The 11,925-nt window shown below is 36.7% G+C and carries 10 protein-coding genes and 1 other RNA gene; 8 read left to right on the top strand and 3 right to left on the bottom strand.

Annotated features, from left to right (window positions below; all coding sequences use genetic code 11):
• Window positions 1-362: 362 nt before the first annotated feature.
• Entirely contained in the window at window positions 363-1,622 is a 1,260-nt protein-coding gene (locus DNK84_RS05285) for an O-antigen ligase family protein (RefSeq protein ID WP_162902246.1), read from the top strand.
• Window positions 1,623-1,638: 16 nt separating this feature from the next.
• A complete protein-coding gene (locus tag DNK84_RS05280) occupies window positions 1,639-3,369 on the top strand; it encodes a glycosyltransferase (protein ID WP_119343515.1) in 1,731 nt (576 codons plus the stop codon).
• 4 nt (window positions 3,370-3,373) lie between these two features.
• On the opposite strand, the gene DNK84_RS05275 is transcribed toward DNK84_RS05280, so the two are convergent.
• On the bottom strand, window positions 3,374-4,324 hold the full coding sequence (locus DNK84_RS05275) for a glycosyl transferase family 90 (RefSeq protein ID WP_119343514.1): 951 nt from the start codon (window positions 4,322-4,324) through the stop codon (window positions 3,374-3,376).
• A gap of 193 nt (window positions 4,325-4,517) precedes the next feature.
• Here DNK84_RS05275 and DNK84_RS05270 point away from each other — a divergent pair, with 193 nt between their 5' ends.
• The 4 genes from DNK84_RS05270 to ffs all read left to right on the top strand — a co-directional run bounded on the left by DNK84_RS05270 (window position 4,518) and on the right by ffs (window position 8,303).
• Entirely contained in the window at window positions 4,518-5,771 is a 1,254-nt protein-coding gene (locus DNK84_RS05270; RefSeq protein WP_119343513.1) for an MFS transporter, read from the top strand.
• A gap of 107 nt (window positions 5,772-5,878) precedes the next feature.
• The gene (locus tag DNK84_RS05265; protein WP_119343512.1) at window positions 5,879-6,358 is read left to right on the top strand and encodes a DUF2760 domain-containing protein; all 480 of its coding nucleotides are present in this window, start codon (window positions 5,879-5,881) and stop codon (window positions 6,356-6,358) included.
• Window positions 6,359-8,146 (top strand): Hsp70 family protein, encoded by a 1,788-nt coding sequence (locus tag DNK84_RS05260; protein ID WP_119343511.1) that lies wholly within the window; start codon window positions 6,359-6,361, stop codon window positions 8,144-8,146.
• A 59-nt stretch (window positions 8,147-8,205) separates the two neighbouring features.
• An RNA gene (gene ffs / locus DNK84_RS05255) (signal recognition particle sRNA small type) lies at window positions 8,206-8,303 on the top strand.
• An 8-nt stretch (window positions 8,304-8,311) separates the two neighbouring features.
• Here the strand turns inward: ffs and DNK84_RS05250 are convergent.
• Together DNK84_RS05250 and DNK84_RS05245 are read right to left on the bottom strand one after the other, a co-directional pair.
• Complete coding sequence (locus tag DNK84_RS05250) at window positions 8,312-9,067, bottom strand: glucosaminidase domain-containing protein (RefSeq protein ID WP_119343510.1); 756 nt, start codon at window positions 9,065-9,067, stop codon at window positions 8,312-8,314.
• A 56-nt stretch (window positions 9,068-9,123) separates the two neighbouring features.
• Window positions 9,124-9,639, bottom strand: coding sequence for a cytochrome b (locus DNK84_RS05245; protein WP_119343509.1), 516 nt, complete (start codon window positions 9,637-9,639; stop codon window positions 9,124-9,126).
• A gap of 172 nt (window positions 9,640-9,811) precedes the next feature.
• Between DNK84_RS05245 and DNK84_RS05240 the strand changes: the two genes are divergently transcribed.
• Both DNK84_RS05240 and DNK84_RS05235 read left to right on the top strand, forming a co-directional pair.
• Window positions 9,812-10,726, top strand: coding sequence for an ATP-grasp domain-containing protein (locus DNK84_RS05240; protein ID WP_119343508.1), 915 nt, complete (start codon window positions 9,812-9,814; stop codon window positions 10,724-10,726).
• A 4-nt stretch (window positions 10,727-10,730) separates the two neighbouring features.
• Window positions 10,731-11,633 carry a class II glutamine amidotransferase gene (locus DNK84_RS05235; RefSeq protein ID WP_162902245.1) on the top strand — a complete coding sequence of 301 codons (903 nt, stop codon included), beginning with the start codon at window positions 10,731-10,733 and terminating at the stop codon, window positions 11,631-11,633.
• The last annotated feature ends 292 nt before the right edge of the window (window positions 11,634-11,925 follow it).

Below are 11,925 nucleotides of genomic sequence, written 5' to 3'. Positions count from 1 at the left end.
GTTGGAATGAAGAGAGTGCCAATGATATGCTGCTTATACGTTCATTTTATAAGGCTGGGAGATGGCGAAACATTGAAGAAATGTCCTATGAAGGAGGATTGCAAGCAGCAGCCTAAATACCCACAAATTCCGAATGCGCCCGCTGTAAGGTTATCTATCTTCCACGTACAAAAAGCATTTCCAGCTCTTCGATAAAATCTTCATTTCAAAAATTCTTAAGCGTCCCACTAGAAGATATTAAATACGCCTTTTCAATAATTGAAAAATTACATGAGGATTTTAAATAAATGCTCAGGTATACTATCGCGTACTTATTAAGCTTAAACCTATTATTTATGCCCTCACATATACGCACGAAAGCCATGCCACATAAAAAAGACTATTTTATTTTACTTTTATATATTACCACATCATTATTTTTTATTGGTATGTTTGTCAAGCATACAACAGCATTATTGACTATTGGGGCCTATTCTTCTTTATTACTTTGTCTGTGTATTTTTTCCTTTGACTGGCAGGAAATAAAGCTCAAGCTCATGACTCTCTACAAAACATACCAGATATTAACAATACTAACAGTGGCTTTTTTACTCTTTGCATTTATAACAAGCGTTTTTGCCTCTTACCATAACTTTTATATGCAATCATTAGGCGATTTATATAAATCGCTCCGTTACCCTATTATATTTCTCTTTTGCACCATTGTATTATCTAGAAGCAAATTTTATATTCGTTATTTATATATTATTTTTTTTACTACTACGTTTATTATATTGATCGTTTGGCCATGTATATTATTTTTTCAAGATCAGCTCGATTCTTCTACGTTAGTCAAAAATGGCGTTGTTAATTTAGGTTTTTTAGCACCATTTATTCTAGTGACTATATTAATTGAAAAGAGAAAAGCACTTACTTATCTTGTCAGTTTAACCATCGCTCTATTGTTTATATACATGATTTGGTCTGGATCACGAAGTGGCTTTTTAGCCGTAAGCTCTTCTGCGATAATTACAGGTGTTGCATACGCAAAAAAACATCAGTTATCTTATAAAAAAATCTTTCTGTTTTGCCTGTTTACCCTGCTATCCTTTTTTATCGTGCTATCAATTGCCTATCATTTTTCACCACGGATTCAGGGAAAAATACATCAAACCGTTACTTTTAAAAACTTCACCTCAGGAAGAACTACTATCGTTGAGTCTAGGTATCCTATTATCTCCAAATATATTGGCTTTTGGCATGGTATTGGATATGGTGACACCATCTACCAAACACTTCTTTATGAGCAAAATGCACCCAAACTTTATGGTGAACCAAACACCATGATTAATGGTAAACAACAATTTTACTATTATCATGATGAGCCACAACTGCTGGTCATTTATTACAGCTTTGGTATTTTTGGCACACTGCTTTATCTTGTCTTTTTTATTTATTTTGCTTATCAGGCATGGCGTAATCGCACATTACCAGGTACCACAGGGATACTTTCCTATGCAATATTCAGCGCATTAGTATCATACTTTTTATTAAGAGGCATTGTTGAACATAGTGGTATAACTTTATTAATATGGTTGGTAGCTCTACAGCTAACACTAACAAACCACGCAGATAAGCAATAACTAGGCAGGCGAACAAATGAAACTATGTGATATAGACCAGCTAAAACCACAAGTATCCAAAAACAAAACCTGTTATATTATTGCCTCAGGGCCATCAATTAATACACTTCCACTACATCTTCTTAAAGGGCATGACACGATTGCAGTGAATGGGGCTATTGCTCCACTAAACGAATATGGGGTTAAGCCCTTTATTCACTGTGTTGTTGATACAGACTTTATCTCTAAAAGGCAAAACTTATGTCTTTTAGGGCTCAAAACTAGTCGATTTTTTGCGACAAATGATGAATGCTACCATAAGTTGAAAAAGAAACTCTGGTTTTCTCGGAATAAAAATAATGTTGTAAGCTTCCCAAATAAAACGGAAAAAACACTAGACCATAACATTAAGACAGGTTATGTAGAAGGAGGTACGGTTGTTGCCGTTGCACTGCAGCTGGCTATATTTCTTGGATATGAGAGAATTTTTATTGCTGGAATGGATTTATCAAGTACCAATATGCGTGCCTACAAAGAAATTAGAAAGCGCCCCTCTTACCTTGATCAATGCTATACAACATTAATTGAGCCTTTTTTTATCAAGTTAAGCGATTATGCCAGAAAAAATCATATTTCAATTTACAACAACTCCTTAGAAAGCCGGCTACCTGATTCTATTATTCCCAAAAGACCATTTATTGACAGCTTTAAATCTAATAGACGTACAATGCCTATCAACATTATTACCCCTGGTGTGAAATATGGTGGTGGCATGGAACGCTATATTTGTGAGCTCATTGAAAATCTAAGTAAAAAAGGTTATCAAATAACTGCCTATTGCCTAAAGCATGATAAGAAGCTATTTGCTGGCAACTCAAAGATTACCGTAAAACAATCGAAAATAATCAAGCATTTTCCACGCTTTTTAAAATATTTTGCTTTTGCAATGAAAGTATGGCTTTCCACAAGAAAAACCCAAGCAGTTAATATAGCTACGGCTCGAATATTTAATGCTGATCTTGCCATTGTGGGTGGCACACATCAAGCACATAATAAAATCATGGGCAAAAAAAATGGCCTTTATGACAAAATCGAGATTTTTCTTGAAAAAAGAATGTATAAAAATGCCAAAAAAATTATGGCTCACTCAGATTTAATGGTTGATGAAATCAATGCCTATGGGCTTGGTATTGAGAAAAAGATTAGAATGTGTTTCCCACCTGTTTCAAATAATGCATTCTACTATGTCCCAAAAGAACAAAAAAAACAATACAAGCAAAAACTTGGACTGCCTACTGATAAATTTATATTATTAACGCCAGGTGGTGAGCCTGTAAGAAAAGGTACTCCACATATTATTGAAGCGCTAAAGCAATTAGACCCCAACTTATTCTTTTTAGTCATACTTGGAAAAAATAAGCCTCTAGAACTACCTGAAAATGCCAAATTTTTTGGATTGGTTGATAACGTTCAGGATTACTATGCTGCTGCTGAGATAACTATCGCACCTTCAATCTATGAGCCATTTGGTTTAGTTGTTATTGAGTCCCTCGAGGTAGGAACACCAGTGATTATTTCTAAAAACCTTGGCTCTAAAAGTTTTGTCACACCAGAAAATGGAATTATCATTGACGAAGTTACACCTCAAGCAATCAAACATGCCATTTTAAAAGCGCATGAATCAATATTCCACTGTTCTGAAGGTTTTATTGAAAAACAGAAGCTTACCTGGGATAATCACATTAAACAATTGGAAGCTATGCTATAATAAATTACATCTGCTCTGACAGCTCAAAATACTTTTTCATCACCAAAAGTGAAATAAGCTGCTCTTGTTCGTTGTTTTTAAACTGGGCAACATAGTCATGTGCATTTTTAATAATCGCTAAAGCTTTATCTGTGTTTTTACTGTAATATGCCATTTTTTCTTCTAGATCTGAATAATCATCTTTAAGCTCAACATAATGGTGATCTGGCACAAGTCTACCCTCCATAAACCAGGTTTCAAATTTAGGCTTAGGCATAAAACAAAGTGAATTTGATGACATAATCCACTTTGTGTTTGTGGCAACATCCGTGCCTTGAATACTGACAATAAACTTATATTCAAGCTGCTGAGACAGACTCATATACTCCTTATAGTATTGTGTCCCTTTTTTTCGTTTATCCGTATCACCAAAATCACATTTAGGATGATGATAATAGTTTTCTAAAAGTCTTACACGTTGTGGGCGTTCAAACACAGCTCCACGCCATACAGCCATATCCTTTTTGTCAGAAAAAGCGACATTATCTTTAACAAAATTAAAATGCCTGACACTATCAAGCTTTAATAATATTGCATTTTCGTTTTCCTTGTTAATTGGTCTACTCTTAACAAAACAAGGTACCTCAGGGACGTGGACAACATCACCAAATTCATAATTTAACTTCAATGACTTAGGGAAATAACGAATGGCTTTTTTAAAATCAAGCACATAGGCACTGTTGCCTTTATGATTAAAATCGTCTATCTGAATGCCTTGGTCAACACGGAATAATCTTGCTAATTGATTACAATAATCAACACGACCTAAAATATAATCACGATCATAATCATTTATCCGCGACAGGATTTTTGCTAACTGTTTTTCATAAAAAGCGCTTGGCAGTATATTTGCCGCTATTTGACTGCTGTAAAATCGCATTTTCTTAGATTTATTAATAAGATCAAGCCACTTCATAATGAATATACAGGATTTTTAATCAAAACATTGATCACTAGTTTATGCCAAAACGGTGTGGGATAAAATCACAAACTTTGCTTTTTTAACATTTGATCAATATTTGAATAAATCGGCTGGCTTCCTTGGCTTTTTATCAAAAATGTGTCACCCTTGGAACGAATAATATAATATTTGAAACTAAATAGTTGTTATGCATAAATCAATTGCCAGTTTTTTCCGTTTGTCATTTGGCAATATTATTGAGTGGTATGATTTCTCATTGTACATTTACTTTGCCGTTTTTATCGCAAAGGACTTCTTTCCCAATCATGACCCATATGTCAGCCTATTGCTGACTTTTTCAACTTTCTTTTTAGGGTCAATTGTTCGCCCATTAGGCGGTTTATTAGCCGGATGGTTTAGTGATCGATATCATCCTAAAAAGATAATTAATCTCTGTGTGATTGCCATGGGTATTTCAACTTTTATCGTTGCCATATTACCTGATTATCAAATGATTGGCATTTGGGCACCTGTATTACTGATGAGCTTACGTATCATTCAAGGCTTATCCGTTGGTGGCCAGTTTCCTGGTCTGATATCCCTTTCAGTAAAAGATCATCATGGTGAAAAAGGCTTTGCAGTCGGCCTTGTCTTTTCTATCTCATCACTTGGTTTTTTACTGGCGTCAATAGTTGGTTTTTTTGCTTCAAGTTTTCTATCACATCATGACACTCAACTTATCTGGCGTCTTCCTTTTGCATTAAGTGGTATTTTATTTTTACTATATCTTTATCTTAATCGAAATGAAGATTATAACTATTCAAAAAAACATGCCCGCAGTCAAAACGTCTTTATTTCTTTAGCAAAACAATACAAAGCGATTATTGCCGTGACATGCTTAACAACAATGGCTGCTTCCTTATACTATGTTGTTTTCACCTATCTGGTGAATTACCAAATAAGCCAGCTTGGTGTTGCCGAAGGGACGGCCTTTTTCATTAATAGTTTAACGCTTTTAATCGCTTGTGTTTTTTATCCTTTCTTTGGAAAATTTGCCGATAGTATCGGTGCTAAACAATTATTTTATACCGCAGGTGCCTTGTTTTTTGTTCTCACGATTCCGGCAATCTATTTGATTCAAAGTAAAGAGCCAATTTGGGTATTTCTTGCTATTACCGTTTTAACTTTGCTTATGGCTGCAATACAAGGCGCTATTTCTCCACTATTTGCGGAAGTTTTTGAGCCTGAATGGCAAACAACAGGATGTGCTTTTTCCTATAGTATTGGTAATGGACTCAGTGGTGGTGCGCCCTTGGTCGCCTTAACTATGGTACACTTTGATCCCATTTATGGTTTAAGTGCCTTTATGATGCTGCTTTTAGGCATTGGCAGTTTAGGACTTATTTTTGTTAAGCAGGTTCAAAAACAAAAACAATCCCTTGTTTATCCTGTAGCAGTATAGCAACAAAGTGATGAGACCTATCCAAAGACTTTCGTAAAAATAAGTTGTCGCTTGCTTGTCGATTAGAGTAAACTAAAAAGCAAATAAGGATAAATATTTGCCTTGGCATGCTGATAAAACTCACATGGAAACAACGAATCAATGCGTTTTTTCGCGGAAAGATTAATATCGCTCAACCAGCGCCCAATCCAGATAGATCGCAATATGATCATTCTGCTAAACAACTATTAACAATATTGCAAAAAAAAGGGCGCTTTATCGACTTTGTCTATCAAAATATTGATCATTTTAGCGACGCTGAAATCGCTTCAGCCGTTCGAGTTGTACATCAAGGTTGCCAAAAGGCAATCAAGGCCCATTGTAATATTTCCAGTATTCGCCCTGAAGCAGAAAATACCCAGGTAATTCTTGAAAAAAATGATTTTGACCGCTTTAGTGTTCATTTAACCGGTAATATTCAAAATCAGAGCACTATCACAGGCGTACTGCTACATAAAGGCTGGCAGATTGATCAGTTGCAACTGCCAACCATAACAACAAATGCAAATCCTAATATTATTCAACCGGCAGAAATTGAGGTGATATAAATGTCAGATCGGGCAAAATATATTATTGGTATTGATCTTGGTACAACAAACTGTGCTGTAACCTATAAGACAATCGAAGAAGGCACCACGGTCAACAAGCTTGAAATCCCACAGTTTAATGCACCTGGCCAATATGAAGCACAAACGCTCATGCCCTCTTTTTTATATATTCCAAGCGATGCTGAGTTAACGCTTGAGGACATTGCTTTGCCATGGCAAAGTGAGTCAACAATTCTGGTTGGAAATTACGCTAAAGCCAAAGCACAAACAACACCAAACAGGACTATCTCAAGTGTTAAAAGCTGGTTGTGCCAACCAAATATCGATAAACGAAAAGGCTTGCTTCCGTATCATGCTGCTGAAGGATTAGAACGTATATCCCCCTTAGAAGCCTATACGCATTTTTTCGAACACATTAAAAACACCTGGAATAACCAGTTTCCACAAGCACCTTTATTCCAACAAAAAATCACCATTACGATTCCTGCTTCTTTTGAACCTGCAGCAAGAGACTTGACCGTTGAAGCAGCAAGGCTTTGTGACTTTGAACATGTTACCCTTTTAGAAGAACCACAAGCGGCACTTTATGGCTGGATTAATCGTCAACAGGATGACTGGCGTGAATACCTACAAACAGATGACATCATTCTGGTTATCGATGTCGGTGGTGGTACGACAGATTTCTCATTGATTCAAGTAGAGGATAATAACGGCGATCTTGGGTTTAAACGAATTGCTGTTGGCAATCACATTCTTGTTGGTGGGGATAATATTGATTTAATGCTGGCATACACCTTGCAACAAAGAATGTTAGATGCTGGATTAACGCTTGAACACTGGCAGCTGCAAGCGCTTGTGCACAGCTGTCGAGATGCAAAAGAAAAATTATTTAATGATGAGACACTTGAAGAGGTTTCTGTTGTTATTCCGGGTAGGTCTTCCAAACTATTTGGTAACACTGTCCAAGACACATTAACCAAAAAAGATATTGAACAGATTATGCTTGAAGGGTTTTTCCCAAATATCAAGATTACTGACCACCCTAAGGAAAATATTCGTGCAGGCATGAGTCGCTTTTCACTGAACTATACACAAGATCCAGCCATTACGAAGCATTTGGCATTATTTTTAAGTAATCAATCTGCAACGTCCGATCAATTCATTACGCCAAAAGCCGTTTTATTCAACGGCGGTGTATTTAAACCAAAAAGCCTAAGAAACCAGGTGATGGCAACGATTAACCAATGGTTAAGTGAAGCAAAAAAACCAAAAGCAATTGAATTAAATGATCCTGAATATGATACATCTGTTGCTTATGGTGCCAGTATTTTCGGTGATGCACTAATTGGACATGGTATTAAAATCAAAGGGGGTGCGTCACATTCCTTTTATATTGGAATCGAATCACCCATGCCAGCAATACCAGGTTTTGAGCCACCTATTGAGGCGCTTTGCATTGCCACACAAGGCATGGAATATGGTAACTCTATCACTTATGATGGTGAAACATTCTGTTTAACTGTGGGGCAACCTGTTGAGTTTCGCTTCTTTGCTGCCAACCACCGCTTAAATGACCAGCTTGGCGATATCATTGGGGACTGGAAAGCAGCAGGGCTTATTGAGCTTACCCCGCTTCGCTTAACATTAACCTCAGATAACTATAGCAAAGGACATCAGGTATTAGTTCATATCAGTGCACTGCATACGGAAGTAGGCACACTGGAACTTACCGCACATGCGCTGGAAAATACTGATCAATGGAAAATTGCATTTGAGACCATTCGCTGAAATTTTGTGAAATAAAAGCTTGAAATTGCCGGCTAAAAACGAAATAATACCAACTGCTGGCTTGGTCCTCTTGCGACGATAGTCTGTGAACCCCGTCAGGTCCGGAAGGAAGCAGCGGTAACAGATGATTCGTGTGCCGAGATGTTGGCTAAGTCAGTATTTCCTTTAATTATATTGATACAGATTATTATAATCCATCGTCATTAACAATCTTCTTTGATATTGCGTATTTTTAAGTTCAGAGTATCCCACAAGTGCTTGAACAAGCTTTTTACCTGTTAAGTCTTGTCCATTTTGAACAAGAGATGCACGCTTTTGGCGAAACGTTTCAAAATTGCTGCCACTGTTAAGCAGGTAATAATATGCACGCACACTAGATAAAGGACTTTTATACACAGCAACCTCATCAATACGTCCAGGGATTGGGTCTTTAGGTGCAATACCACAATCTTCAGTAAAACAGTGTTCACCAAAATAATTATTACCTTCTATAGCAAAACGCGAAGTCCCCCAACCACTTTCAAGTGCCGCTTGTGCTAAAACCATGCTCACAGGAATAATATTAACATTTACCAAAAGCTTATCAACAACGCCTTCCAAATTTTCCTGTGTAAAGTCAACCTTATACTGTTTTGCCAATATTCGAATAAAGCTTTCAAGATGGGGTGGCAATAGCTTTTTTTGATCCAAAGTGGTCTTAATCTCCATTAACTGCTTACGCTGGTTTAATATCTCACTTTGCACTTTATGAATAAGTGGCAGCATATAGTTGATAAAGGCTTCTTTTCTGTCTTGGACATTTTGAATTGCCTTAAAGTCTGGTTTTGTTGGCGCTTGTGAGCAACCTATCAGTAAAATGGCACTACATAACAAAACCAGTACGATCTGCAAGATTTTTATGGGTTGTTTGATATGCCTCATATTCGCACCTTTTTATCAATCCTTATTCTTTTGATTATTCATGTTATCACACCTTATCACCACATTTTTTTCATAATCTGATCTTTGCAGGCATATTTGTGGTAAAAAGCAGCTAACGTATGCAGGATCACAAGGCCTGCAAAAATAAGCGCTGCCCATTGGTGTATTTGAAAAATTTCTCGTCCTAACGTGGTATTTACCTGCAAAAAATTAGGCACATAGAACAGATAAAAATACTGCCATTTACTGTGAAAGAGTTGCATGGCAATAAATCCGGATAATGACATTGTAAAAAGGCTTAAATAAAGCCCAAGGTGTACAATTTTTGCGAGTATTATCTGAATAAACGGCATCGTCTTTGGGTAAGGGACTTTCTTGCTTGAAAGCCTTATGATAATCAATAAAATCGTCAGCAATAAAAGTGTTAAACCTAATGATTTATGAATCGTCATAAAAAAAGCCGGATAAAAGCGGCTGAATAAAAAATCAAATAAAAAGCCAATAAAGAACTGAATAAGCACAAATAAAACAATAAGCTTATGCAGTCCCCGAATCGCAAAATTATAGCGCATTTAACGAAGTTCCTTTGTGAAATACCTCTTTATATATTAGCGTAATAATAGACATTACACACCATTTTATAGCTTTCTTATGCAGCATGAAAATATTTCGTGTGTTTAATAAAGATAAACATTATGATATGCATAAAATGATAACGTTATAAAAAAAATAGAAGAACATTAAATGAAAGGTTTTATTATTTATTCAAGAAAAGAGAATGAGCTAACGGAAAAGCGTGATTATAGTGTATCTCGATTAATGGCAGCGGCAAAAGCAAAAGGGATTGACCTTGATATCATTACCCCAAATCAATTAGAGCTTGTGGTAACAAGAAGCGATAAAAAAAGTATTCTGATTGATAACAAGCCTACTTCCATTCCTGATTTTGTGATCCCAAGGCTTGGCTCTGATACAACATATTATGCCTTTGCGGTTATCAGGCAACTTGAACATTTGGGTGTTTATGTCTGTAATGGTGCAGACTCAATTGCAGCGGTCAAAGACAAACTGCACATGCACCAGTTGTTGGCTTATAGTAATCTGCCCACACCAAAAACCATGCTGGTAAAATTTCCAGTTGATATCAAAGTAGTTCGCCGCGAGATTGGTTTTCCTTTGGTCATTAAAAATGTTACAGGAACACAGGGAAGTGGTATCTATCTTTGTGAGTCTGAAGAAAAATTCACAGATATCATGGAGCTTGTGTACAGCAACAATGAAAAAGCAAATATTATTTTGCAGGAATGTGTTCAGACAAGCCTTGGCAGAGATCTGCGCGCATTTGTTTTGGGCGGGCGTGTGATAGGCTGTATGAAAAGAAGCTCAGATGTCAGCTTTAAAGCCAACTTTTCAAGAGGTGGTCATGTGGAAGCCTTTGAACCAACCCCAGAGATAGAATGGCTGGCCACAGAAACAGCACGATTAGCAAACTTAGACATCGCGGGTATTGATCTTTTATTTGATCACGACGGTTATAAGATCTGTGAAGCAAACTCAGCACCAGGCTTCCATGGAATGGAAAAAGCAATTGGTAAACATATTGCAGAAGATATTTTGGACTATATTACACTTAAGACAGGTATTAACGCAGGCAGATAAAATTATGTGTAGATTTATTGCATATATAGGAAAAGAACGGATCTTGCTTAATGAATTGATTGATAAGCCTGAAAATTCATTGATCAATCAAAGCAGGCAAGCAAAAGAAGGCAGACTTGGTTTAAATGCAGATGGATTTGGGCTTGCCTGGTATGACCATGCAGTCAACACATTTCCTGGCGTTTTTAAATCCATACAGCCTGCCTGGAATGATAATAACTTAAAACACCTGGCCTCAAAGGTCAAATCGAATTGTTTTCTCTCTCATGTTAGGGCATCAACTATTGGTGATGTTGTTTTCAACAACTGCCACCCTTTTACACATGATAAATATGCATTTGTGCACAACGGTACTATTCGCCACTTTGAGAAAATAAGGCGACATGTTATTAATGAGCTTGATGATTTATTGTTTGAAGAAGTCAAAGCGCAAACGGATTCCGAACATCTTTTTTTTCTGATTATGCAATATATGAAAAAGGACTCAGCCAATTGTTCGATGGAAAAGGCGGTAATTTCAGCATTTGCAAAAATCATGTCACTACAGGAAAAAGACGATAATGAGCATTTTTCACGCTTAAATATTGCGCTAACTGATGGTGAAAACCTTATTGCAACCAGATATGTCTCCAAAAACCAAGAACCTTTATCACTTTATTATGCAACAGGCCAATCTATTGATGCGGCACATGATGAAACCTTGATGCTTGAAGGCAAGAAAACAGGCGCCATTGTTATTGCTTCTGAGCCGTTGACTGACTATTTAGCGGAATGGCATGAGATCCCACTAAACCATTATTTATTCGTGAACTCAAAACTAAAACCAACTATTAAAGCTTTTGAAAACGTTGTAGGAGATAAAAGTCAAGTAACAGAAATGCCAAAAACACCGAGCACATCCATCTAACTGTTTATTCTCCAATATCTTCATCCCATAAAGTTGGATTGTTTTTAATAAATTTTTCCATCATTTCCACACATTGTTGATCATTTAAAACTTCAACATTAACGCCATTATCTTTTAAGTAACCGCTCCATAAAGGGCACACTTCCCCTATAGGACCTATCAGCCATTTTTTGAAAAAACAGGTGCTTCTGTTTTGGTTTCCTTCGGTTTGCTTTGTTTGTCCGGTTTAAGTTTAGCGACATGCTGCTGGGCAAACTTTGGTGTCAGCTGTTCATAATCTCGGCCCCATCTC

Source organism: Facilibium subflavum, assembly GCF_003574485.1.
Lineage (GTDB): Bacteria > Pseudomonadota > Gammaproteobacteria > Francisellales > Francisellaceae > Facilibium > Facilibium subflavum.
The sequence above is the reverse complement of the archived record's forward strand: the minus strand, read 5'-3'. Positions and strand labels throughout refer to the sequence as shown.

Coding starts and splice junctions, on each gene's coding strand:
- DNK84_RS05245 (WP_119343509.1), bottom strand. CDS start 9,639: ATGCGCTATAATTTTGCGATTCGGGGACTGCATAAGCTTATTGTTTTA.
- DNK84_RS05260 (WP_119343511.1), top strand. CDS start 6,359: ATGTCAGATCGGGCAAAATATATTATTGGTATTGATCTTGGTACAACA.
- DNK84_RS05250 (WP_119343510.1), bottom strand. CDS start 9,067: ATGAGGCATATCAAACAACCCATAAAAATCTTGCAGATCGTACTGGTT.
- DNK84_RS05240 (WP_119343508.1), top strand. CDS start 9,812: ATGAAAGGTTTTATTATTTATTCAAGAAAAGAGAATGAGCTAACGGAA.
- DNK84_RS05265 (WP_119343512.1), top strand. CDS start 5,879: ATGCTGATAAAACTCACATGGAAACAACGAATCAATGCGTTTTTTCGC.
- DNK84_RS05270 (WP_119343513.1), top strand. CDS start 4,518: ATGCATAAATCAATTGCCAGTTTTTTCCGTTTGTCATTTGGCAATATT.
- DNK84_RS05235 (WP_162902245.1), top strand. CDS start 10,731: ATGTGTAGATTTATTGCATATATAGGAAAAGAACGGATCTTGCTTAAT.
- DNK84_RS05285 (WP_162902246.1), top strand. CDS start 363: ATGCCACATAAAAAAGACTATTTTATTTTACTTTTATATATTACCACA.
- DNK84_RS05280 (WP_119343515.1), top strand. CDS start 1,639: ATGAAACTATGTGATATAGACCAGCTAAAACCACAAGTATCCAAAAAC.
- DNK84_RS05275 (WP_119343514.1), bottom strand. CDS start 4,324: ATGAAGTGGCTTGATCTTATTAATAAATCTAAGAAAATGCGATTTTAC.